At 70.6% G+C, this 23,661-nt stretch carries 14 protein-coding genes and 4 pseudogenes; 9 read left to right on the forward strand and 9 right to left on the reverse strand.

Features of this window, described 5'->3' with window-relative positions:
- Positions 1 to 174: 174 nt before the first annotated feature.
- The 4 genes from OO48_RS28565 to OO48_RS35505 form a co-directional block, all read right to left on the reverse strand.
- The gene (locus tag OO48_RS28565) at positions 175 to 1,482 is read right to left on the reverse strand and encodes a condensation domain-containing protein (RefSeq protein ID WP_051733017.1); all 1,308 of its coding nucleotides are present in this window, start codon (positions 1,480 to 1,482) and stop codon (positions 175 to 177) included.
- Between the two features lie 151 nt (positions 1,483 to 1,633).
- Complete coding sequence (locus tag OO48_RS28570; RefSeq protein WP_033221429.1) at positions 1,634 to 2,551, reverse strand: DeoR/GlpR family DNA-binding transcription regulator; 918 nt, start codon at positions 2,549 to 2,551, stop codon at positions 1,634 to 1,636.
- 216 nt (positions 2,552 to 2,767) lie between these two features.
- Positions 2,768 to 4,222 (reverse strand): NAD(P)H-quinone dehydrogenase, encoded by a 1,455-nt coding sequence (locus tag OO48_RS28575; RefSeq protein ID WP_033221431.1) that lies wholly within the window; start codon positions 4,220 to 4,222, stop codon positions 2,768 to 2,770.
- 100 nt (positions 4,223 to 4,322) lie between these two features.
- A complete protein-coding gene (locus OO48_RS35505) occupies positions 4,323 to 4,880 on the reverse strand; it encodes a hypothetical protein (RefSeq protein ID WP_157845558.1) in 558 nt (185 codons plus the stop codon).
- A 135-nt stretch (positions 4,881 to 5,015) separates the two neighbouring features.
- Here OO48_RS35505 and OO48_RS28590 point away from each other — a divergent pair, with 135 nt between their 5' ends.
- The 4 genes from OO48_RS28590 (at position 5,016) to OO48_RS39080 (ending at position 9,389) form a co-directional block, all read left to right on the forward strand.
- Positions 5,016 to 5,453 (forward strand): gamma-glutamylcyclotransferase family protein, encoded by a 438-nt coding sequence (locus OO48_RS28590; RefSeq protein ID WP_033221437.1) that lies wholly within the window; start codon positions 5,016 to 5,018, stop codon positions 5,451 to 5,453.
- Positions 5,454 to 5,621: 168 nt separating this feature from the next.
- Positions 5,622 to 6,452 (forward strand): purine-nucleoside phosphorylase, encoded by an 831-nt coding sequence (locus OO48_RS28595; protein WP_033221442.1) that lies wholly within the window; start codon positions 5,622 to 5,624, stop codon positions 6,450 to 6,452.
- A 92-nt stretch (positions 6,453 to 6,544) separates the two neighbouring features.
- Complete coding sequence (locus OO48_RS28600; RefSeq protein ID WP_033221446.1) at positions 6,545 to 8,248, forward strand: phospho-sugar mutase; 1,704 nt, start codon at positions 6,545 to 6,547, stop codon at positions 8,246 to 8,248.
- Between the two features lie 709 nt (positions 8,249 to 8,957).
- On the forward strand, positions 8,958 to 9,389 hold the full coding sequence (locus OO48_RS39080; RefSeq protein WP_167346484.1) for a hypothetical protein: 432 nt from the start codon (positions 8,958 to 8,960) through the stop codon (positions 9,387 to 9,389).
- Positions 9,390 to 10,115: 726 nt separating this feature from the next.
- On the opposite strand, the gene OO48_RS28610 is transcribed toward OO48_RS39080, so the two are convergent.
- From OO48_RS28610 to OO48_RS28620, 3 genes are all read right to left on the reverse strand, one after another.
- On the reverse strand, positions 10,116 to 10,436 hold the full coding sequence (locus OO48_RS28610) for a hypothetical protein (RefSeq protein ID WP_033221452.1): 321 nt from the start codon (positions 10,434 to 10,436) through the stop codon (positions 10,116 to 10,118).
- The gene (locus tag OO48_RS28615; RefSeq protein ID WP_033221454.1) at positions 10,429 to 10,725 is read right to left on the reverse strand and encodes a hypothetical protein; all 297 of its coding nucleotides are present in this window, start codon (positions 10,723 to 10,725) and stop codon (positions 10,429 to 10,431) included. The genes OO48_RS28610 and OO48_RS28615 overlap by 8 nt, the downstream gene beginning before the upstream one ends.
- Before the next feature lie 182 nt (positions 10,726 to 10,907).
- Positions 10,908 to 11,276, reverse strand: a complete 369-nt coding sequence (locus OO48_RS28620; protein WP_033221486.1) for a winged helix-turn-helix domain-containing protein — start codon at positions 11,274 to 11,276, stop codon at positions 10,908 to 10,910.
- A 350-nt stretch (positions 11,277 to 11,626) separates the two neighbouring features.
- Between OO48_RS28620 and OO48_RS34620 the strand changes: the two are divergent.
- From OO48_RS34620 to OO48_RS28645, 5 genes and pseudogenes are all read left to right on the forward strand, one after another.
- Positions 11,627 to 13,219: pseudogene (locus OO48_RS34620) on the forward strand (replication initiator); the annotation flags it as partial.
- Positions 13,220 to 13,335: 116 nt separating this feature from the next.
- Positions 13,336 to 13,527 (forward strand): helix-turn-helix domain-containing protein, encoded by a 192-nt coding sequence (locus OO48_RS28630; protein ID WP_033221462.1) that lies wholly within the window; start codon positions 13,336 to 13,338, stop codon positions 13,525 to 13,527.
- Positions 13,524 to 14,192: pseudogene (locus OO48_RS28635) on the forward strand (tyrosine-type recombinase/integrase); the annotation flags it as partial. The gene OO48_RS28630 and the pseudogene OO48_RS28635, both read left to right, overlap by 4 nt.
- 71 nt (positions 14,193 to 14,263) lie before the next feature.
- Positions 14,264 to 15,072 (forward strand): annotated as a pseudogene (locus OO48_RS36785) (IS5 family transposase).
- Between the two features lie 7 nt (positions 15,073 to 15,079).
- Positions 15,080 to 15,550 (forward strand): annotated as a pseudogene (locus OO48_RS28645) (tyrosine-type recombinase/integrase); the annotation flags it as partial.
- Between the two features lie 146 nt (positions 15,551 to 15,696).
- Here the strand turns inward: OO48_RS28645 and OO48_RS38620 are convergent.
- Together OO48_RS38620 and OO48_RS28650 are read right to left on the reverse strand one after the other, a co-directional pair.
- Positions 15,697 to 16,305 (reverse strand): hypothetical protein, encoded by a 609-nt coding sequence (locus tag OO48_RS38620; RefSeq protein ID WP_157845559.1) that lies wholly within the window; start codon positions 16,303 to 16,305, stop codon positions 15,697 to 15,699.
- On the reverse strand, positions 16,306 to 23,544 hold the full coding sequence (locus tag OO48_RS28650; protein ID WP_245194844.1) for a polymorphic toxin-type HINT domain-containing protein: 7,239 nt from the start codon (positions 23,542 to 23,544) through the stop codon (positions 16,306 to 16,308).
- Positions 23,545 to 23,661: the final 117 nt, after the last annotated feature.

A 23,661-nucleotide genomic window follows, 5' to 3' on the forward strand; every position in this document is an offset into this window, starting at 1 on the left:
AACAACCCCTCAACGCCCACAAGACCGGCACCATCGTCGGCCTCACCGCCGAAATCGGCGCCTCCGTCTCCAGCGGCGCCCCCCTCTGCGAGATCAAGGACGTCTGAGGGTAGAGCGGTACCCGGAAGGGCGGCGGGAGTCCACCGACTCCCGCCGCCCTTCGGGCTGTCGGGGCTACCGGGCCGCGCCGAGCACCGTCTCCTCGACGCCGCACAGGAACCGCGCCATCTGCTCGCGGTCCAGCAGCGCGCTGTCCACCACCATCCGCAGCTCGACCGCGCCCGGCACCACCACCACGTCCACCGCGACGGACACCCCGGGGCGGATCGGGAACTCGTCGGGGAAGCTCAACTCCCGCTCGCCCGAGGGCTGCCGGGTCGGGGCGTCGGCCATCAGCGCGGCCAGTGGGTCCCTGGTGTCGTTCCAGAACACCGAGTGGTCGGCCAGCTCGACGCCCGAGGACCGCAGTTCGTCGAGTTCGGAGTCCAGCCGCGGCTTGTCGTAGCCGGAGTGGCGGTAGGCGGCGAGCGCCGGGCCCCGGGCGCGGCGGACGGTCTCGGCGAAGTCGTCGGAGATCTCCGGGAGGTGGAACAGGCCCTCCTGGGCGAGCGTGGTGACGGCCTCGGCGGCCTGCTCGGTGAACCGGTTGCCGACCACCACCTGGCACAGGAAGGCGCGCCGCCCGCCGAGCCGGGCCAGTTCGGTGGCGGCGGCGGCCAGCAGCACCGTGGCGTCGCTGGTGCGCAGCCGGGCGGCGGCCACCGGGAGGGCGGCGGCCAGCGCCGGGGAGCGCAGCAGCGCGTACGGGAAGGTCCGCCGCGGGTCCGGTTCGCCCGGCGGACGGGGCAGCAGGGCGCGCGGCCCGGCGGCCAGCTTGTCCCGCCAGTGCCGGCGGGCGGCGGCGTCCCGGCGGCGGCCGCGCGGCGAGCACTGCTCGGCGGCCTCCTCCAGCGGCTGGGCGAACTTCCGTTCGGCGCGCAGGTCCCGGGCGGTGCGCCCGGCGGCCAGCAGCATCAGGTCGCGGACCATCCGGCGCATCCCCCAGCCGTCCGCGGCGGTGTGCGAGAGCACCACGACGGTCTGCCGGACCAGCCCGTCGACCAGCACCAGGCCGAGCCGCACCGGCCAGCCGCGGGCCAGGTCGAAGGGCTGCCGGGCGTACTCGCCGAGCAGGTCGGCGGCCGCCTCGGCGGCCAGTTCGGGCGTGTCCCGGTGCAGCAGCGCCACCGGCAGGGTGCCGTCGGCGTCGGCGACCTGGACCAGGTCGCCGTCCTCCTCGACCAGCCGGGTGCGCAACGCGTCGTGCAGGTGCAGCAGTTCGGTGTAGGCGCGGAGCACCGCGTCCGGCGCCATGCCGGGGTCGACGGGGGCGGCCAGCCGCAGGTTGTAGCGGGGTGCCTCGGTGCCGAGCCTGACCAGGGCGGAGTGGATGGCGCGCTGCCCCCAGGTCGCGGGGCCGCGGCCGCCGCGTGCCTCACGCACCGTCAATTCGGTTGTGCGGTCGAGTGTTTCGCTCGCTGCGTCCATGGGGGCAGACGCTACAAGCGGGCCGGTCGGGGCGGCCAGGGGTCGGCGGCGGGCGGGCCGGAACCGGTCAGTGGGGCGCCCCGGCGCGGTCGGTGGGGGCGGGCCGTCAGCGGATCCGCTCGGCGAGCCGGGCGGCGGCGGGCGACAGGGCCCCGGGCGGGGCGGGGCGGCGCTGACCGGGCAGCGGGCTGCCGGGAGCGGCCGGGCCGACGGCCGGCGCGGACGGGCCGGCGGCCCGGCGGGCGGCCTGCTGGTGCGCCCCGGTCTCGGCGGTCAGGCCGAGCGAGGCCACCGAGACCTGCACCCCGCAGTCGGCGAGCGCGTGCTGCTCGCGGGAGGTGAGGTCGTCCAGCAGGGTGCGCTCGTCGGTGACCAGCCGGGTGATCGCCTCGGTGGCGACGGTCTGGAACATGCTGTCGGTGCCGAGCTTGGTGTGGTCGGCCAGCACGATCACCTCGTTGGCGGCCTGCACCAGCGCCCGGTCGACCGAGGCGGAGAGCATGTTGGCGGTGGACAGGCCGCGTTCGGCGGTCAGGCCGCTGCCGGAGATGAACGCCTTGGTGACCCGCAGCCCGGCCAGCGACTGCTCGGCGCCGCTGCCCACCAGGGCGTAGTTGGAGCCGCGCAGGGTGCCGCCGGTCATCACCACCTCCACCCGGTTGGCGTGCGCCAGCGCCTGGGCGACCAGCAGCGAGTTGGTGACCACCGTCAGCCCCGGCACCCGGGCGAGCCGGCGGGCCAGCTCCTGGGTGGTGGTGCCGGCGCCGACCACGATGGCGTCGCCCTCCTCGACCATGTCCGCGGCGAGGTCGGCGATGGCGCTCTTCTCGGCGGTGGCGAGGTGGGTCTTCTGCGGGTAGCCCGGGTCACGGCTGAACCCGCCGGGCAGCACCGCGCCGCCGTGGCGGCGGTCGAGCAGCCCTTCGGACTCCAGCGCCCGGACGTCCCGGCGGACGGTGACTTCGGAGGTCTGGACGACGCGGGCCAGTTCACGGAGCGACACGGCTCCGTTGGCGCGCACCATCTCTAGGATCAACTGGCGACGTTCTGCTGCAAACACAGAACCGACGGTAACCCGAGTGACCGTCTGCTTTCAGGCGTTTGCACCTGGTAACGGGATTTGCTCACCTCGGAACGGCGCACGACCGTACAATGCGCGCCCCGCCGACCGGGTGAGCCGGGCAGCGCGCGCCCGGCTCGTTCCCGCGCGTCCCGTGCGCCCCCGGAGGGGCGGCGCCCCTCAGGAGCCGGCGCCCTCGCGCTTGCGGATGTGCAGCTGGCGGGCCGCCTCGGCGGTCGAGCCGGACAGCGACGGGTACACCGTGAAGGCGCTCGCCACCTGCTCCACCGTCAGGTTGTTGTCCACCGCCAGCGAGATGGAGTGGATCAGCTCGGAGGCTCGCGGGGCGACCACCACGCCGCCGACCACGATGCCGGTGCCGGGGCGGGCGAACAGCTTCACGAAGCCGTCCCGGATGCCCTGCATCTTGGCCCGCGGGTTGCCGCGCAGCGGGAGCTTCACCTCGACGGCGTCCATCTTCCCGCAGGACACGTCGGTGTGGGTGTAGCCGACGGTGGCGATCTCCGGGTCGGTGAACACGTTGGACGCCACGGTCTTCAGGTTCAGCGGCTGCACCGCGTCGCCGAGCGCGTGGTACATCGCGATCCGGCCCTGCATGGCGGCCACCGAGGCCAGCATGAAGACGCCGGTGCAGTCGCCGGCCGCGTACACGCCGGGGGCGGAGGTGCGGGAGACCCGGTCCACCTTGATCTGGCCCCAGTCATTGACCGCGACGCCGGCCTCCTCCAGGCCGAGGTCGGCGGTGTTGGGGATCGAGCCGACCGCCATCAGGCAGTGCGTGCCGGTGATCACCCGGCCGTCCGCCAGCGTCACCTCGACCAGGTCGCCCACGCGCTTGGCGCTCTCCGCCCGCGAGCGGCTCATCACGTTCATGCCGCGGCGGCGGAACACGTCCTCCAGCACCTCGGCGGCGTCCGGGTCCTCGCCGGGGAGCACCCGGTCGCGCGAGGAGACCAGCGTGACGTTCGAGCCGAGCGCCTGGTAGGCGCCGGCGAACTCGGCGCCGGTGACGCCGGAGCCGACCACGATCAGCTCGCGCGGCAGCTCCTCCAGGTCGTACACCTGCGTCCAGGCGAGGATCCGCTCGCCGTCCGGCTGGGCGTCGGGCAGCTCGCGCGGGCGGACGCCGGTGGCGATCAGCACCGCGTCGGCGCGCACCGACTCGGTGCCGCCGTCGGCCAGGTCGACCAGCACCTCGCGGGAGCCGTCGATCGCCTGGCCGCCGGCGCCGAGCCGGCCGCGGCCGCGCAGCACGGTGACCCCGGCGCGGGTGACCGCCTGGGTGATGTCGTGGGACTGGGCGATGGCGAGCCGCTTCACGCGGCGGTTGACCTTGCCGAGGTCGACGCCGACCACCCGGGCCGGGTCGGCCGGGTCCGGCGTGCCGTCGGCGACCAGGATGCCGAGTTCCTCGTAGGAGCTGTCGAAGCTGGTCATCACCTCGGCGGTGGCGATCAGCGTCTTGGACGGCACGCAGTCCGTCAGCACCGCCGATCCGCCCAGACCGTCGCGGTCGACGACGGTCACCTCCGCGCCGAGCTGGGCGGCCACGAGGGCCGCCTCGTATCCGCCAGGTCCGCCACCGATGATCACGATCCGAGTCACGTGCTCCATTGTCCCGCATGCCGGAACCGATTCCACGCCGGGGCCGTTGTTGTTGCCCCGCTCCGGTCCCGCCCCGGTCCCGCCCCCGGCCGCGCCGCCCGACCCGCCGCTAGCCGGTCTGCTGGATCGAGGCCGCCACCAGCACCCCGTTGGACACCGTGTAGGTGCCCTCGTAGGTCTTCGTGCTGCCGTCGGTCTGCACCGCGTAGATCACCGCGCGCACCTGGCCGGAGCCGAACTCGCTGCTGGTGCCGAGGTAGATCCGCGCCGTGGTGGCGTAGCCCTTCACCCAGCCGTTGTAGTCGCTGCCGCCGATGTTCTTGCCGCCCAGCGCCCAGGCCGCCGCGTAGTCGTGGTTGGTGATGTCCTCGTAGTACTGCGTGACCACGGCGGTGGCGTTGGTGAAGGTCGGGTTGCCGCCCTTCGCGGTGGTGACCGTGCCCGTCGGGTTCGGTGTGGCGGTGACCGTCTGCGGCGTGACGGTGGCCGTCGGGGTCGGGGTCGGCGTGACGGTGACCGTCGGGGTCGGCGTCGCGGTGACGGTCACCGCGCCCGGCGGGCTGGCTCCCGCCTGGCCGCCGCCGCCGTTGGACCCGCAGCCGACCGCGGTCGCCAGCAGCACCGCCGCCACGACCGGGGCACCCGCCACCACCGGTAGTTGTCGCATCAGGACGCTCCCGTCCGGCGCACACCCCGCCCCCCGACCCGGCGGGTCCGCCCGCGGGGTGAGACCTCCCTCCACGGTAGGCCCGCTCCGGGTTCGCAGCCCGGTGGACCGTTCCGCTCCCGTAGGCTGGCCCGCATGTCGCTCTACGCCGCCTACGCCACCAACCTCGACGCCCGGCAGATGTCCCGCCGCGCCCCGCACTCCCCGCTGCGCGGCACCGGCTGGCTGCCCGGCTGGCGGCTGACCTTCGGCGGCGAGCAGCTCGGCTGGGAGGGCTCGCTGGCCACCGTGGTGGAGAACGAGAAGGAGCAGGTCTTCGTCTCGCTCTACGACGTCGCCCCGATGGACGAGGACGGCCTGGACCGCTGGGAGGGCGTGCAGCTCGGCATCTACCGCAAGGTGAAGCTGCGCGCGCAGACCCTGGACGGCGAGGTCGCGGTCTGGACGTACGTGCTGAACGACTACGAGGGCGGGCTGCCCGCCGCCCGCTACCTGGGCCTGATCGCGGACGCGGCGGAGAGCGCCGGCGCCCCCGACGACTACGTGCTGGACCTGCGCCGCCGCCCCTGCTGAGGCCGCGCGCCCCGCCGGGCCGCCCCCCGCCGACCGTTGTGGGTTCCGCCGGGAACCCTTGCCGTCCCGGGGACGAATGCCGTGCTTCCCCGCAATCCGGGTAACGATCCGGCATGGCCTGGGCGTGCTGTCTACGCGCGTAGGCAGATTTGACCTATCCTCGACCGCGTGAACGCATCTCCTCAGACGGTCGCCCCCGCCGACCCCTACGCCGCCGCCCGGGCCGCCGCCGACCGGCTGCGCGAACTCACCGGCGCCGAACGCCACGACGTCGCCCTGGTGATGGGCTCCGGCTGGGTGCCGGCCGCCGACGCCCTGGGCGAGACACTCGCGGAGTTCCCGGTCACCGCCCTGCCCGGCTTCCCCGCCCCCGCGGTGGCCGGCCACGCCGGCACCGTCCGCTCGGTGCGGATCCCCGGCGGCGGCGAGCGCCGGGCCCTGGTCTTCCTCGGCCGCAACCACTACTACGAGGGCCACGGCGTGGCCACCGTGGTGCACGGCGTGCGCACCGCCGCCGCGGCCGGCTGCCGGACGATCGTGCTCACCAACGGCTGCGGCGGCCTGCGCGAGGGCTGGGTCCCCGGGCAGCCCGTGCTGATCAGCGACCACATCAACCTGACCGCGGACTCCCCGATCGTCGGCGCCAACTTCGTCGACCTCACCGACCTGTACTCCAAGCGCCTGCGCGCCCTGTGCCGCGAGATCGACCCGTCCCTCGACGAGGCCGTCTACGTGCAGTTCCGCGGCCCGCACTACGAGACCCCGGCCGAGGTCAACATGGCCCGGGTGATCGGCGGCGAACTGGTCGGCATGTCCACCACCCTGGAGGCCATCGCCGCCCGCGAGGCCGGCGCCGAGGTGCTCGGCATCTCGCTGGTCACCAACCTGGCCGCGGGCATCACCGGCGAACCGCTCAACCACGCCGAGGTGCTGGAGGCCGGCAAGGCCTCCGCCGAGCGGATGGGCGCTCTGCTGGCGAAGGTCCTGGAGCGGATCTGACACCCCGGCGGGGGCCGGACTCCCCCGCCGGGCACACCCCTCGTCCTCTCGTCCCTCGTCCTCTCGTCCTCCACACCCAGGGAGCGGGCCGCATGCCGAAGGCACCCACCAACGACCTCCTCGACCGGGCCCGCGCCTGGCTGGCCGAGGACCCCGACCCGCAGACCCGCGAGGAGCTGGCCGGGATGCTGGCCGCCGCCGAGGGGCCGGAGGCCGAGGGCGAGGAGCGGATCGCCTGGTCGCGGCTGGCCGAACGCTTCGCCGGGCGCCTGCAGTTCGGCACCGCCGGGCTGCGCGGCGAACTGGGCGCCGGGCCGACGCGGATGAACCGCGCCGTGGTGATCCGGGCCGCGGCGGGCCTGGCCGGGTACGTCCGCAAGCACCCCGAGCTGGGCGACCTGGTGGTGATCGGCTACGACGCCCGGCACAGGTCGTACGACTTCGCCCTGGACACCGCGGCCGTGGTGGTGGGGGCCGGGCTGCGCGCCGCGCTGCTGCCGCGGGCGCTGCCGACGCCCGTCCTCGCGTTCGCGATCCGGCACCTGGGCGCGGCGGCCGGCGTGGTGGTGACCGCCAGCCACAACCCGCCGCAGGACAACGGCTACAAGGTGTACCTGGGCGACGGTTCGCAGATCGTCCCGCCCGCGGACGCGGACATCGCCGCCGAGATCGACGCGCTGGGCGCGCTCGCCGACGTCCCGCGCGCGGAGGGCGGCTGGGAGGTGCTCGGCGAGGACGTGCTCGACGCCTACCTCGCCCGCGCCGTCTCCGTCCTCGACCCCACCGGCCCGCGCGAACTCACCACCATCTACACCCCGTTGCACGGCGTCGGCCGGGACGTGCTGCTCGCCGCGTTCGCCGCCGCCGGGTTCCCGGCGCCCGCCGTGGTCGCCGAACAGGCCGAGCCGGACCCGGACTTCCCCACCGTCGCGTTCCCCAACCCGGAGGAGCCCGGCGCGATGGACCTCGCCTTCGCCGCCGCCCGCACGGCCCGCCCCGACCTGGTGATCGCCAACGACCCGGACGCCGACCGCTGCGCCGTCGCCGTCCCCGACACCGCCGCCGACGGGGGCTGGCGGATGCTCCGCGGCGACGAGGTCGGCGCGCTGCTGGGCGCGGCCGTCGCCGCCAAGGGCGCGCAGGGCGTGTTCGCCACCACCATCGTCTCCTCCACCCTGCTCGGCAAGATCGCCGCCGCGGCCGGGCTGGGCTACGCCGAGACGCTGACCGGCTTCAAGTGGATCTCCCGCACCGAGGACATCCGCTACGGCTACGAGGAGGCGCTCGGCTACTGCGTCGACCCGGACGGCGTGCGCGACAAGGACGGCATCACGGCCGCCCTGCAGATCGCCGAACTCGCCGCCGGCCTGGGGCGCGACGGCCGCACCCTCACCGACCTGCTGGACGAACTCGCCCTCGCGCACGGCCTGCACGCCACCGACCAGCTCTCCGTCCGGGTCGAGGACCTCTCCGTCATCTCCGACGCGATGGCCGCCCTCCGCGAGAAGCCCCCCGTCGAACTGGCGGGCCTGACCGTCACCCGCGCCGACGACCTGTCCGCGGGCAGCCCCGACCTCCCCCCGACCGACGGCCTGCGCTACCTCCTCACCGGCCCGACCGTCACCTCGGCCCGGGTCGTGGTCCGCCCCTCCGGCACCGAGCCCAAGCTCAAGTGCTACCTGGAGGCCGTCCTCCCGGTCCCCACCCCCGCCGACCTCCCGGCCGCCCGCCTCCGCGCCCAGGCCCTGCTGGACGCCCTCAAGCGCGACTTCGCCACGGCGGCAGGGCTGGCTTAGATAAAATCCACACTTGGAATTTGTAGATGAAAGCCCCGCGACCCCTTCAGCTACCAAGGAGTCGCGGGACGATCTCATTCCGGGTTTCTTCAAATGGGAAAACGCCTATTTGATCATCGCCCCCAAGGGGGGTCGATTGAATCGAGCACTAGGCGATGGCCAAAGAATTCACCCAACGCATTAGTTCACTATTCACTGGACTGGCCATACCCTCACACTCCCTGAGGATCTCCCTCAGGATGAAGCGTATGCGCTGAAGCTGGTAGATCCGCCTGGGAGTAGTCGTCCCCACCCCGGACGTCTGGATCGACGCTATCTCGGATCTCAATCCATCTAGCGTCTCCCCTTCCCTCGCCATTGCTCCAGTGAAATCTTTCCATACCCCATCCAAGCCATGGGCTACGGCTCCGCCGGAAATCCCGGATGTGATCATTGAAATTTTGGCCAAAACCTCCCGATGGACAGTCTCCTCCCAGGGGACAACGCCACTCCTTCGCGCAGACTTGAGAGAGTTCAAGAGATTCTCTCCCCACCGCTCCATTTCCAATCCCCCTGGATCTGCAGAAGCAAACCCTGATGAGCAGGATGCAATCAGAGCGGACCACCAAAAGGGCGAGCGGGGCAACGATTCGGAAATTGATACTATTTCCGCCATCTCATCCCAGTTCAATACGGACAGCAGATGTGAGGAATCCGGAAAATCCGAATCATGCATAACGCGCTACCCCTTTGGACGCGGAACGACCATGGTCGAGATCCCGGCTCTTTCAAAAGCGGCTTCACCTATGCCCATCAACTCTTCTCCCGGATGGAAGTGGCCGCTCCAGTTGTTGATAGCTGCCATCCTGAACAGGTCGTCCACATTCCCAGATCCAGCGGCGAGGACCTTTCCGCCACGGCCGGCCAGAACAGTATGCGCCAATTCAGCCCTAGGCCATTTACCGCCGCCTCCGCCAGCGTAGGCCGGCATCACTCGCAACTCATGGCCGCCCAATGCACCCCTGACAACGGCCCACTTGAAGTCCGTTTCACCTCCAAGCGCGGCACGGAGACCATCGTAGCCCGCCCCTTCACCCAGGACCGTCGGCTCTATACCTCGGCGCTCAGCAGCCTGGATCTCCCTGGCCTGCTTCGCGTCTGACGCCGAATTATCAAGCTCACAATTGTGGACGAGGACTGGCGAGGTGCCCGCCAGAACATAGTACGTGTGCTATGCGGCCCCTCACTACCTGCATTTTCGCAGGTCAAGCCGCATTTAATGGTTCCGCTGGGGTGCGGGTTCGGCCGGGGTTGTTCGTGGTTGTTGCCGTCACCACTGCCGTCAAGGGTCTAGACCAATCTGGCGGGCCGGAGGGCTCTCGGCGGCTCGGCGGTCGGCCGCCAGGGTGCCCTCGGGCAGGTGTGGCCAGGCGCATGCGTCGGCCAGTATCGCAGTGCGGGGGCCGGGAGGGGAGAGGGTCAGTCGACGCCGGACGGCCGGGGCTTCACTCCCCGCCGGAGGCGAACACCAGCCACCCGCCGATGATCGGCTCGGCGACAGGCCTTGATGGTCGGACCCCTGGCCGGCCATCTCGAACGACCGGCCGTAGGACGGTCGTGGGCGACACCTTGCTCCACGTCGCGGGCAAGGTGTCCATAGCCCACAACTTGCTCCGGCTGGCCGGGGCTTGCGGCATTTCGGACGTCGACCTGCTCGCTCCACCGGCACCCCATGCGGGCGGCGGCCGAGTACCCGACAACGGGTCGGTCGGCGGCGCTCGGCCAGCTCAGGCGGCGGGGCACCGCCTTGAACCTCGTAGAGAAAATCTGGACGCACAGCCTCGGCCTGTGTCCCAGTGGCGGGAGCGCGCCCGCGTGAGGTGGCTGGTCAGTAGAGCTGGACGCGGGTGATGACGCAGTGGGGTTCGGGGGCGTCAGCGACGATGACGTACTCGGCGACGCCGAGGGAGCCTCCGGGGCCGAGTGCGATACGCCGCTGCTGGGGCCACCGCTCGGAGGCGGTGCTGCCGGGGACGAGGCCGCGCGTGGCGTTAATCCGCACGGTGGCGGAGACGATGGCGCTGAAAACCGCCCCGGTCACTGCCGGGTCCTGGAACAGGGCCTCGACCTCCGGGGAGAGGTAGCAGGGCCAGCCCTCGTCCTCGCTTCCCTCGCCGTCCTCCTCGTGCGGCTGGTCGGCGTCACTCAACGGGCAGCCCCGCCGCGCGCCGGTGCTCGATCACGGAGGCGACGCTGCGCAGGGGCAGCGTGCCGGCCAGGGCGGCGACGGTCAACTGGTCGCCGCGGGCCTGCTCGACATCGAGGACCGCCTCGCACCACCAGCGCCGCAGCACCGCCTCCGCGTCCTGCGGCGCGGCCGACAGCAACTCCCGGTAGAACTCCATCCGCCGCGCCCCGGACAGCGCCGCCGCGATCCCCTCGGCGTTGCGCGGCACCGGATCCCCGGTGTTCTCCACCTCGATCGGCTGCACCGACATCCCAGCTCCCTGCCTCTCCTACTACCCGCCCCAGTCTGCCTCCCCGGCACCCCAGGCGTCGACACACCACCACCACGCCCGGTCTTCTGGACCCGCGCCGACCCTAACCCGGTCTCATGCCCGACGCGCCGAGAACCGGAGAAGGCACCCGATCCAGCGATCACGGGTTGAAACGTCGCAGCTCAACCCCGCCGCACGCCGCCCTGTTCCAGAGCCTCGACGCGAGCGCGGAGGTCGGCGATCCGCTCGACGGCCTCGGCCAGCACCAGCTCCAGCGCCTCGACGCGCGCCGCCGCCCCGCTCCCGGGCGCGGCCTTCGCGTCCGCGTCTTCGGCATGGTCGTGGTGGGCGACGAAGGCGCCCTTGCCGGGACGGGAGACCGCCCACCCGTCCTGCTTCAGCAGAGCCATGGCCTTCTGCACGGTCAAGCTCGACGCCCCGAACTCGCGCATCAACTCAGCCTGCGTCGGCAGCGCGCCGCCCGGCTTCAGCCCGCCCGAGCGGATCTGCTCCCGCAGGGTCTCGGCGATGACCTCGAACGTCAGCAGCACTCCGCCGCCCGCCGGCCTGCGCCCCCGCCGCGTCGTCACCACGCCCGCCACCCCGCCTTCCGCTCCCATTACCAGCGAATTCCGGCCCGTCCAAACCGGGAAACCGGCCCCACACTATCCGCGTCCCGCCACCCAAAGAAAGGAATGAGGAGGGATGCACTTGAATGCGCCCGGGGAACGGTGCTACCTTCACGCACCGCCCGTGATCAACACTGCCCCCGCCGACCGGACCAGCCGTCCCCGGCCCAGTGCCCGCGCCCGCCGTGAGGCGCCCCCGTTCCCCTGTGAGCCGATCGCTTCGGCCCGCCACCCCTCATCTCCCCCCTGCTTCTGCCGGAGGCCTGTCCCGCATGCCCGCGCAGCTCCAATTCCCCTCTCCCACAACCACGTTCACCCTCGCGAACCAGGCGTCCGCCAAACCGACGCACGCTGTCACGCCCGGCGCGTCCGCGAGCAGGGATTCGGCGCTGGAACGCCGGGCGCGGCTGACCGTCCGGCTGGCGAAGCTCGCCGCCGCCGGGTACCTCTCACCCCTGGCCCGCCAGGTCGGCGGGCTCGGCGGCTGCGCCCGTCCGATCCGCCTGACCGGGCACCGCACCCGCGTCGACACCGCGACGGGCCAGGTCCTCGACCACCTCGGCGCGCGGCAGCTCCCGGCGGGCGAGCTGCTGGTCCGCTGCGGCAACCGCCGCGCGACCCGCTGCCCGGCCTGCTCGACCGTCTACCGCTACGACACCTACCAGCTCATCGCCGCCGGACTGCGCGGCGGCAAGACCGTCGCCACCCACCCCCGCGTCTTCACCACCCTCACCGCCCCCGGCTTCGGCCCCGTCCACAATCAGCCCGACACCGGCCGCTGCCACTGCGGCCATGCCCACCCCGACAGCGACCCGCTCCTCGGTACCCCTCTCGACCCCAAGCGCTACGACTACACCGGCGCGGTGCTGTGGAACGCGCACGCCCCGGCCCTTTGGGCGCGCTTCACCACCCACCTGCGCCGAGAGATCGCCAAGGCCGCCTGACTCACCCAGCGCACCCTACGGCACCACGCCACCCTCTCCTACGCCAAGGTCGCCGAGTACCAGAAACGCGGCCAGGTCCACTTCCACGCCGTCATCCGCCTCGACGGACCCACCGGTCCCAGCAGCGCCCCGCCCGCCTGGGCAACCACCGGGCTCCTCGACCACGCCGTCCGTGCCGCCGCCAGGCGCACCCGCGTCCACCACGCAGGCCAGCCGCAGCAGCCCGCCGAGAACCCGCCCAGCTCCCCGGAGATCGGCCAGGTCGGGCTGTCGGTGTTCCGGTTCGGTCGGCAGATTGACGTCCGGCCGATCCGTGGCACGGACTTCACCGAAGGCCGCCCGGTCACCGAGCGACACGTCGCCGCCTACATCGCCAAGTACGCCACCAAGGGTGCCGAGACCACCACCGGCACCCTCGACCATCGCCTCCGCTTCCTGGCCGAACTCGCGCAGTTCGACATCACCGACCATGCCCGCCGCATGATCCACACTGCCTGGCACCTCGCCACCCGTCCCCGGTACGCGCATCTCCGCCTGCGGCAGTGGGCCCACATGCTCGGCTTCCGAGGCCACTTCTCCACCCGCACCCGCCGCTATTCCACCACCCGCGCCCACCTCCGAGCCGAACGGACCGCCTGGCGAACCAGCCGGTCCGACGCGCCGGAGGCGGCCTCGGAGTCGGCCGAGCCGCAGTCCGGTCAGGTGACCGACGGCCGTCCGGTCGGTGACCGGCCCGGTCACTTCACCGACCTGACCGCCGGCCACCGATCCGGTCACGGTCAGCACCCCGGTCACTCCGCCGGTCACCGCGACAGCACCGGTCAGCGCGGGGGCTCGGGCTCAACGTTGGTGATCTCCCACTGGCAGTACGCCGGCACGGGCCTGCTGCCCGAACTCGCCCACCTCTCCGAACTCCTCGCCGATAGGCCAGCACACCGCAAGAGCTGGAACCAGATCCGGCGGCCGCAACAACCCGGTCACTGCGCTGGTCAGCCGGTCGATCACCCGATGAGGGCTGTCCGGACGGGAGCCGTCGCGTGACCGCCTCCACCGAACTCCTCACCGTCCCCCAGGTCATGGAACGCCTCCAACTCGGCCGCACTGCCGTCTACGACCTGCTCCGCACCCGGCAGCTCGCCTCCCTCACCCTCGGCCGCGCCCGCCGCATCCCCACCCACGCCCTCAACGACTTCATCCGCACCCGACTCGAACAGGAAGCCGCCGGATGACCAGACCCCGCGACGCCCCCGCCTCCCGCCGCAGCCGCGCCAACGGCGACGGCACCGTCTACCAGCGCAAGGACGACCGTTGGGAAGCCGCCGGATACGTCCTCGCACCTGGCAATACCCGCAAGCGCGTCCGCGTCTACGGCACCACCCGCAAGGAAGCACTCGCCAAGCTCACCGCCAAGGACGTACGCACCTGGCTCAACGAGCTCCGCACCGTCTGCCAGTGCTGCGCACGCGGCATCGACGCGCGGCGCAAGCCCGACGCCCAGGCCAACCGCCGCCCCCGCTGCTGCGCCATCGGCGAGTGCTGCCGCAAGTACCTCTCCCCTCTCACGCTCGCCTACATCCACTCCGGCCTAAAGTCCGCCCTGGAAGACGCCGTGCGCGAGGAGGAGATCCCGCGCAACGTCGCCCGCAACGTCCGCACCGGCACGCCCCGCCCCCGCCGCTTCGACCCCCTCACAGCCGTTGAAGCCCGTACCTTCCTCGCCGCTGCCTCTGGTCACCGGCTGCACGCACTGTTCGAACTCGCCCTCCGCACGGGACTCCGCAAGGGCGAACTCCTCGGCCTGCGCTGGGAAGATCTCGACCTGGATAACGGCACCGCAAGCATCCGCCGTACCCTCCAGCGCACCCGCACCGGCGGCCTGACGGCCCTCCCCACTAACTGATCATTTCAGAATGAGTTGGGCTTGGGGGCTTGGCATCTGAGGGGGTGGGGCGGCAGAGTGCTGCCGTGCCGGATGATCTTGTGTCTGATGACCTGTGGGAGCGGGTGGCTCCGTTGCTTCCGCCGCGTCCGCCGAGGCGCCACCGCTACCCTGGCCGGCTGCCGGCGGATGACCGGGCGGCGCTTCGCGGCATCGTGTATGTGTTGTGCAAGGGCGTGAGCTGGCAAGACGTTCCCGCGGAGCGGACCGGGTGCAGCGGCGTGACAGCCTGGCGACGACTGCGGGACTGGACCGGGGCCGGTGTGTGGCCTCGTCTGCACGAGGTCCTGCTCGCCGAACTGCGGTCGGCGGGGCTGCTGGAGATGGACGAGGCGGCTGTCGACGGCTCGCACGTGAGGGCCCTGAAAGGGGGGCTCACACCGGACCTTCGCCGGTCGACCGTGGCCGGGCGGGCAGCAAGCACCACTTGATCGTCGACCGGTGCGGGACGCCACTGGCGGTCACGCTGACCGGTGGGAACCGACACGACGTCACCCAGCTGCTGCCGCTGCTGGACGCGATCCCGCGCATCCGGGGCCTGCGCGGACGGCCACGCCATCGACCCCGCAGGCTGTTCGCCGATCGTGGCTGCGACCACGACAAGTACCGCCGCATTCTGCGGCTTCGCGGCATCACCCCGAAGATCGCCCGACGTAGTGTCGCCCACGGATCCGGACTCGGGAAGACCCGCTGGGTGGTCGAGCGGACCTTCGCCTGACTCCACCAGTTCAAACGCCTGCGGATCCGCTACGAGATACGCGCCGACCTCCACCTGGGCCTCCTCCAACTCGCCTGCAGCATCATCTGCCTGAGAAAACTGCGCACCTCATTTTGAAATGATCAGTAAGACCATCAGCTCGGAGCGCCGCATCGCCCTGCCCTCGTCCTGCCTGCGCTCTCTTCGCGCCCATCGCGAGCAGCAGGCCCAGGAGCGGGTGAAGGCCAGCAGTGGCTGGATGGACAGCAGCCACGTCTTCACCCGGCCCGACGGGCACCCGATCGAACCCGCCACCCTCACCCGTCACTTCAAGGTCCTACTCCGCCGCTCTCGCCTCCGGGCGATCCGGTTCCACGACCTGAGGCACTCGACCGCGACTCTTCTCCTTGAACAGGGCGTCGAACTCGTCGTGATCAAAGAACTCCTCGGTCACGCCCACATCGGCGTCACCGCCACCGTGCACGCCCACGTCCGGCTCCGCCTCCAGCGTGACGCCATTGACCTCCTCAGCCGCACGCTCGGCAAGCCTCCCGAGGCCACCACCGAGCCCGACGACGGCGACGACCCGCCGCTTTGTGCGGCGCCTGTCCGCTGACGTTGCCGTCAACTACTGCCGTCAACATGCCGTGAAGCCCTCCCCGGAGCTGTTCCGGGGAGGGCTTCACGGTCTCTGCAAGTCTTTTCTTCAACCTTTTGAGGACTTAAATGGAAACCCCTTGCCGGGCCAGCTTCAGGCAAGACTCACAGAATGCCTCTAATATTCATCCACGCATCGATGGATTGCTTCACATCCGCCCTTTTCGTCGCAGATGAGATCCACGGAAGAGCGGACAAAACCAGCTCGACGTCTTGCAATTCAGGGAATCCAGCACGCGCTTCATGATTCACCGAAAACTCTTGCCCGACAGGCGCATAGAAGTCATCGCCCGCCGCCAAGTAGGCCGCCTTCCTGGATTCCGATTCTTCGATTACCTGCCCATGTGAAAGCGGCATTCGGCTTAGCGCCCACGACGCGGCCTCATCCGGCGAAAGAAGGGCAGGAAGACCTCCGAGCGGCGGATTGAAGCGAAGTGCAATGGCCGCGAGCCGCAGCATCCAATATGCACCCACGGCCGGCCTGACACCTCCGCTGGTTACAGCCAAGGTGACAACCTCCACTCCGATCTCAAAGTCACGTCTGACTTGCGGTGGGTTCGCGCCCCTTACAGGACTTACGCTGGTCTCCAGCGACTCGAAGATAGCCAGCCACCACTGCGGAGAAGCCCCGTCGGGAAGCCGATCCTGGATCCAGCGTGAGATATCAGGAACTGAAATCTTACGAATCTCGCAAAGGGTGCTCTCTATTTCCACTTACGGAGCCTTCCCGCCGTAGTCTCGAATTACTGCCAGAGGAATCCTTATCCCCGCGCCGGCGAAAGAGTCAACGCCTCTGCTGATGAACGATGCAGCACACTGCGCACACGGAGGCGTGTAGTGGCCCGTAAAGTTATCGAATGATGTAACCCTACCGCCACTTCCGAATGTGATCTGCCCAGCGCCAGCAACTGGCGCCCCACCGCTGGCGATGGTGTGATGCACGCCCGGGAGATCTTGAACCATATTGAGATTTCCATGCTCTCCGACAGTCCACAGGTACCTCCCCCCACCAGAAACCGCATCCGAGAACTCGGGGGACCCGGCCGCCATCGCGGATACGCCTTCAAAATCAGCCGCCATTTGCTCAAACGGAAGCTCATCGGACTTACTGTTGGCGACCACTCCATCGCCACAATTGTGTACGAGGACCGGCGTGGCCCCTGCCAGCACATAGTACGTGTGCAGTTCGGCCACGGTAAGGTTGTGGGCGCTGGTCGGCGGAGTGCTGTAGGTCTGGCTAGCGGTGACGGTGACGAGCGTTCCGTCGGTGGTCCGGAGCTGGTGGCCGACCGCCACGTCTACGGCATCAACCCACTTGTGAACCGTTTCGTCCCAGTAGGCGTGGTGCGCGGTAGAGGTGACGACAGGGACCTCGCCCCGGGCATTGCGGTCGAGAGTGAGCTGAGTGAACTCGACATCGTTGTAGCCGATGATCGTGGCGGTGACGGGCTCGGGTCGGGTTTCACCGGTCTGTGGGTCGCTGGCCAGGACCATTTCGCCGGGCTGGAGCTGCTCGATCGGTTTGGCGTTTCCGTCAGCGAGCTGAACTAGCGTCCCCGCCGGGAAGCTGTTGAAAGGACATGAGGCGCCGCTGTCCGTCTTGGCCGCATCAGCTTCCGCGGCCTTCGCGGCATCGCCTCCTGATGCCTTCGCAGCGTCGGCTTCGGCCGCCTTGGCCGCTTGTTGTTCGGCTTCGGCAACCTCCTTCTCGGTCTTGCGGGCGACGCTGAAGGCTTCTTGGGCCTCCTTGGCGACGCGTTCGGCGCTGCGGATGGCGCTGTAGGCCTTCTCGCCCTCGCGCCAGAGCTTGAACGCCTTGATGCCGACCTTGACCGCCTTGAAGACCTTGGTCCACGGGACGAAGTTCAGGGCGGTGTTGATGCAGCCCATCACGTCGCCCTTGGTGAAGCAGTCGCGGGCGTCGTTGAAGCCGATCAGGTCGCCGACCACGTCGACGATCTTGCTGATCAGTTCCTCGCGGGCCTGCTTGGCCTTGGCGAGTGCTTCGTCGGCGGCCTGCTTCTGGCGCAGGGCCTCGTTGCTGGCGTCGTGTGCAGCCTTGCCGGCCGGGGTGGCGGAGTTGCTGGTGTTGCCTCCGGCTCCGTCGTCGCCGGCGCTGGGGGCGACGTAGATATAGGGCGTGCCCTGGCAGAGGCCGTCTTCCGTGACCCGGCAGGTGCCGTTGGGGTCGGAGCCGTCGACGGGGTTGTTGTTGGCGTAGGCGTAACCGTTCCACGACTGCGGGTCGGAGTTGTCGAAGAGCGGGTCGACGGACAGGAAGCGTGCGGTCTTCGGGTCGTACTGGCGGGCACCGAGGTTGGTGAATCCGGTGCCTTCGATGGTGCCGCCGACGAAGCCCTTGTCACCGGCCCAGGCTCCGGCCGCGGGCTGGGTGCCGCGGGCGTTGCCGAAGGGGTCGGTGGGGCGCCGGGCGACGTTCAGGGTGGCGGCGTCCATCTGGACACCGGCGGTGCCGTGCGGGTCGGACGCCTGGTAGTAGAGCTTCGTGGCACCGGCGTCGTCGGCGGTGCGGGTGATGGTCAGGCCGCCGGGGGCCGCGTAGTAGCGGGTGGCGGTGGTCTTGCCGGTGGCGGTGTCGAGGGTGAGCTCGTCCGTGCCCAGGTTGATGGTGGTCTTGCTGCCCGCTCGGCGGATCAGCTGGTTGCCGCTCCCGTCGTAGACGTAGCTGGTGTCGTTGGAGGGCGCCGCGGTGTCGTGGACCTTGGCGAGCTTGCCCTGGTTGTTCCAGGTCAGCGTCTTGGTGCCGGAGGTGTCCGTGATGGATGTGGTGTTGCCGGTCGCGTCATAGGTGGACGTGGCGACCTTGCTGGTGCCGTTCGCGCTGGTCGTGGAGGTGAGCAGCGCGTGCGGCCCGCCGGTGCCGCCGCCCGTGGCCGGGTCGGTGGTGGGGATGTTGGGGCCGGTGGCGAAGGTCTGGGTGGTCTGCTTGTCGTTGACGACCGCGCCGGTGGTGTCGTGCTGGACCAGCTTGGTGCGGTTGCCGGTCAGGTCGTAGGAGTAGGACTGCCAGTACGGAGCCGGGCCGCCGATCCGGGCGGACGCGGTGAGCGCCGTCGGCTCGGTGGCGTTGGTGCAGCCGCCGATGCCCTGCACCGAGGGGGCGGTGGCGGTGGTGGTGGTTCCCTTGTCGGTCCAGGCCGCGGCGAGCCGGCCGAGGTAGTCGTAGGTGTAGCACTGCAGGTCGGTGGCGGTGCCGTCCTGGACGGTCTTCGCCGACGTCATCGAACCGGACTTGCTGTAGGTGTAGGTGGTGAGGTCGACGTGGGTGGTGGTCGCCGTCTGCTTGTCCAGGGTGGACTGGACGACGCGGCCGGTGGCCGGGTCGTAGTCCTGGGTGGAGACGACCTGGAGACCGGCCTCACCCACCGTGGTGCGGGTGGGACGGGCGAACGCGTCGTACTTCATGTCCTGGACGTAGTAGTCCAGGCCGCTGGAGGTCCGGAAGTTGCCGTCGACGTCGTAGGAGTTGCCGACGGTCTCGGCCGCCAGGCCGCCCACCACGGGCAGCTTGGTGTTCTTGACCAGTCCGAGGACCGGCGTGTAGGTGTTCGACCAGGTGTAGGTGCCGGCCAGCTTCGCCTCACCGGTGACGGACGGGACCGTGATCGACGTCCCGGTGGGCCGGTAGCCGAGGTCGTAGCCGGCGACCGTGCTGACGTACGCGACCCTGCCGGAGCCGTTGGGGGCGTCGGCGTAGGTGGTCGTGCTGGTGGGCTTGCCCAGGGCCAGGGTGTCGTAGGTCGACTCGGTGAGCTTCTTGCTCGCGTCGGTGGTGCTGGTCCCGTCGTACGAGGCGGTCGGCCGGCCGAGCAGGTCGTAGGTGACGCTGGTCGACTTGCCGCGCGCGTCGGTGGTGGTGACGGCGTCTCCGGCCTTGTTGTAGACCGTGGTCGACGTGCCGGCGTCCGGGTCGGTCGAGCTGATCTTCTGGCCGAGCAGGTCGTAGCCGTACGTCCACCGGTGGGCCGGGGAGTTGCTGTCCTGGACCCAGGTCGGCTTGCCCGCGACGTCGTACCCGTAGGTGGTGACGTCATAGGCCCCGGTCGGGGTGCCGGACTTGTACTGCCGGACCTCGACGGTGGCACCGGTGGAGTCGGTGATCTTCGTGCTGGCGTAGCCGCCGGGCGGCGGGGTGGTGTCGGTGCGCTCGGCGCCCGGGTAGGCCACCGTGGTGCGCCACTGCTCCTGGCCGTACGAGATGAACTTGCCGGCGGTGACGCGGCCGAGGCCGTCGTACTCGTTCCAGGTCTGCTGCGGGACCTCGGAGTCCTGCGGCAGGAAGACCGTGGCGACCGGGCCGGAGTCGGCGTTGTAGTAGGACGGGGTGGACTTGATCTGCCAGCCGTGCGAGTCGTAGAACGCCTCGGAGATCAGGCGGCCGACCTGGCCCTGGGCCGGGATGGACTGGGACTGGCGTACGCGGCCGAGGCCGTCGTAGATCTGCAGGCTCTTGGCGTAGGTGCGGTCCTCGCGGATGCTCTCGCTGGTGACGACCGACGGGGAGGTCGAGCCGTTGAGTTCGTAGCTGAACTTGCGGTTCGGGGTGGTCTTCTGGCTGTCGGTGTCGTTCGGGTCGCGGCCCGGCAGCCACACCGCGGTGAGGCGGCCCAGCGCGTCGTAGGTCTCCTGCGTGACGCGGCCGTTCTCGTCGGTCGCCCTGGTGGGCAGGCCGCGGGCCGGGTCGATGACGGTGGTGGACTTCCAGCCGAGCGGGTTGGTGACCTCGACCTTGGAGGGCAGTTCACCGGTGGCGGGGGTGTACGCCGTGGTGGTGGTCGCGCCGTTCGGGTGGGCGGTGTCGGTGCGGTTGGGGTCGGTCGTGGAGACCTGGCGGCCGTAGGCGTCGTACTGCGCCTTGGACATCACCTTGTAGTTCGGGGTGTTGTTGGCCCCGTACGACTCCAGGACGCGGTTCTCGGTCTGGTCGGCCTTGTCGCCGATGGTGCCGAGCGCCTGACCGTCGTAGATGGTCAGGGCGTCCGAGATGGTGTTCGCCTGGGCGGGCGTCTGCCCGCAGGGGCCGGACAGGGTGAGCACCCGGGAGGGGAACTCGACCAGCGCCGGGTTGCTGCCGGAGGCGTACGTGACGGCGGTGCACTGGCGCTGCGAGCCGTTGGTCGAGAGGTCGCCGAGGACGTCCGTGGTCAAGACGCGTCCGGCGTGGTCCTCGTCGTAGGTGGCGGTGCGCTCGGTGGTGCGCCACTGGCCGTTGGAGAGCAGCGAACGGGTCTTCACGTCGGCCGTGTTGACGTACCGGGCCGTCACCTTGGGCAGGTTGCCGGTCTGGGTGTGGGTCGCGGTGATCTTGGAGAGCCACGGGGTGGTGAGCTCACCGCCGACGACCTTGGCGCCCGCGGCGTCCGACTCGTAGTTCTGGGTCTCCCGGACGAATCCGGCCAGTTCCTCCGCGTCGGTGATGGTCCCGCCCCAGCTGTCGGCGACCTGCCCGCCCATGCCGCGCAGGTAGGTGCTGACCGACTTGGTGCGCGGGCCGTCCGAGCCGGAGCCCGAGGTGGTGGTGACGGTCTGGTAGCCGCGGAAGTTGTCGTAGGTGCGGGTGTCGTCGTCCGCGAACTCGGAGTCGTTGCGGTGCCAGGCCGCGCCGCCGCCGTAGGAGTACTGGGTCTCCTTGGCCACGGTGGAGCTGGTGACCAGCGAGGACTCGGTGATCGAGGAGACCAGGTACTTGTGGAACCAGTCGTCGACCGGCTTGGCGTCGTAGGGCGAGCCCGGCGGCACCCACTTCACCGGCATGCAGGCCATGGTGTTCCCGGCCTCGGAGGCCGGCATGGTGCCGTTGAGCCGCGAGCACTCGACCGGCTTGTAGACGACGGTGATCCGGCCGCCGGTCTCGGTGGTGATCTCCTTCATCCGGGGGCGGTTGAACTGCGAGACCGCCGGGACCAGGCCGTCGACCCGGTTGGCCATCTGCATGGCCGTGAAGGACACGGCGGGCAGCGTGACGTCCGCCTGGCCGTTCTTGCCGGTGCGCTGGATCGAGTTGAGCCACAGGGTCGGCGAGGTGCCGTCACCGGGGTCGGAGAAGACCTGGTTGAGCGCCCAGGAGTCGACCACCCGGGCCGAATCGCCCACGTACACCGTGGTCTCGATCTTGGTCAGCCGCTTGGAGGTCCAGAACGTCGGGCCGTAGGTGGTGCAGGTGCCGGACGAGGTGCAGGCCTGGTCGAGCGGGGTGTCGGGCCACGAGGACTGGTTGGCCACCACGCGCTGGGCGTCGCTGCAGGTGATCGAGCCGGAGGCGAAGCAGCGCTCCGCCGTGGTGAAGTCGATCTTCGCCGCGGGGTTGCCGGCGCCCTTCGAGGCGATCTGGTCGGCCAGCCGCAGGCCGTACTGGATCGAGGAGACGGTGGAGTACCGGTCGTACGCGGTGCGGGTGCCGGTGCCGTTGTTCTGGCCGCCGCCGCGCGCGTAGTGGTTGGACTCCTTGGCGTACTGGTACTTGATCAGGTTGCCGTGCAGGTCGACGATGTAGTCGAGGTTCCACTGCCAGCCCATCTGGCACCAGGAGGCCAGGCCGGTCGAGGAGTTGTAGCACGGGTCGCCCGCGTGCGGGTGGTAGACCGGCACGGTGTTGACCGAGTTGCTGGCCGGGTCCGTGCCGTCGCCGCCGGGCAGGTGGTTGGCGCCGAAGTAGTACTGGGTGCCGTCCGTGGTGGTGACCTTGAAGCCCTCGCCGTTCCAGGCCCCGTTGTTCAGGCCGGTCAGCGGGGTGATCAGGGTGCCGTCGTCGCCCTGCAGGCGCAGGGCGCCGGTGGTGTCGTCCTTGACCACCGTGCCGGAGTGGCCGGCCAGGTTGAGCTGGAGCGCCTGCCCGGCCCAGCACTCGTCGCCCGACATGTCGATGCCGGACTTGATGCACGCCTTGTACGAGCGGGAGATCGAGCCGGCCGAGTAGTCCCAGCCGTCACCGACCCAGCCCGACTGCGAGTTGGTGGCCGCGGTGCGGCCGTCCACCGCCGAGGAGTCGTAGCCCAGCACCACGCTGGGGGCGGACCCGCCGACCGCGGTCGGCAGGTCGAAGGTGTACGAGTAGGTGAAGTTGCCGGAGCCGGAACCGGCGCTCCAGGCGGCGGACGGCGCGATCGGCGTCGCCGCGAAGGAGCCCGAGGAGCCGGACGAACTCGCCTGCGCGGACAGCACCATCGCGCCCGAGGACGCGGTGGCGGTCTGCTCGACGAACCCGGCCTGCACGACGCCACCGGTGGAGCCGCCGCCGAGCGACGCGCGGGTGGTGCCCGCGGCGGGCGCCTCGGGCAGTTGCACGTCGGCGGTCAGCAGGCCGGACAGCGGGTCCAGGGTGGACGGGACCGGCGTGCTGGTGCGGCACTCCGGCTTGTCGGGCGTGGTCAGCGCGCACTCGGGCAGCAGCACCAGCCGGGCCCGGTCGGACCACATCGCGTTGCCGGTCAGCGCCTTGACGTCCAGCGACACCTGGAACTTGTGGCCGCCCTTGGCGGCGCCGCCGGCCCCTTCGAGCCGGACCACCGGACCGGTCGAGCCGGCCGCCTTGGCCTTGCCCTCGTCCAGCAGGTCGACCTTGACCGAGGGCGTGCCCGCGGCCTTGTCCTGGGCGGTGCCGAGGTCGGTCAGGAAGACCGGCAGGTCGCCGGCCCTGACCTTGGCCTTGCCGCCGGCCGCCGGAGCGGCCCCGCCGCTCAGCCGGCGCGCCGCCTCCTGGTCCGCCGACACTTCGGTGACCTGGACCGTCGCGCTGCCGGCCTTCGCCGGGGCCGCGGCAGAGCGCTTCCACTCCCGGGGCACGCCGCCGGTGGTGGGCGTCCCGGTGACGCTGTCGGAGCGGCCGCCCACTGATTTCACGTCCTGCAGCGGCGTGGTCGGCGGGACCCACACCTTCGGCGCCTTCTCGGCGAACGCCGGTGGCGCACCGAGCAGTGACCCGGTCACTGCCATGAGCGTCAGCATCCCCAACGCCCGGGACCGGCCTCTCAGCCGGTACCGGCGTGGGGTGCGTTCACGCTGTACCCCCATCTGGTTCTCCCCAACTCGGTTGAAACCATGCGCAAAAGA

The organism is Kitasatospora phosalacinea (genome assembly GCF_000716545.1).
Classification (GTDB): domain Bacteria; phylum Actinomycetota; class Actinomycetes; order Streptomycetales; family Streptomycetaceae; genus Kitasatospora; species Kitasatospora phosalacinea.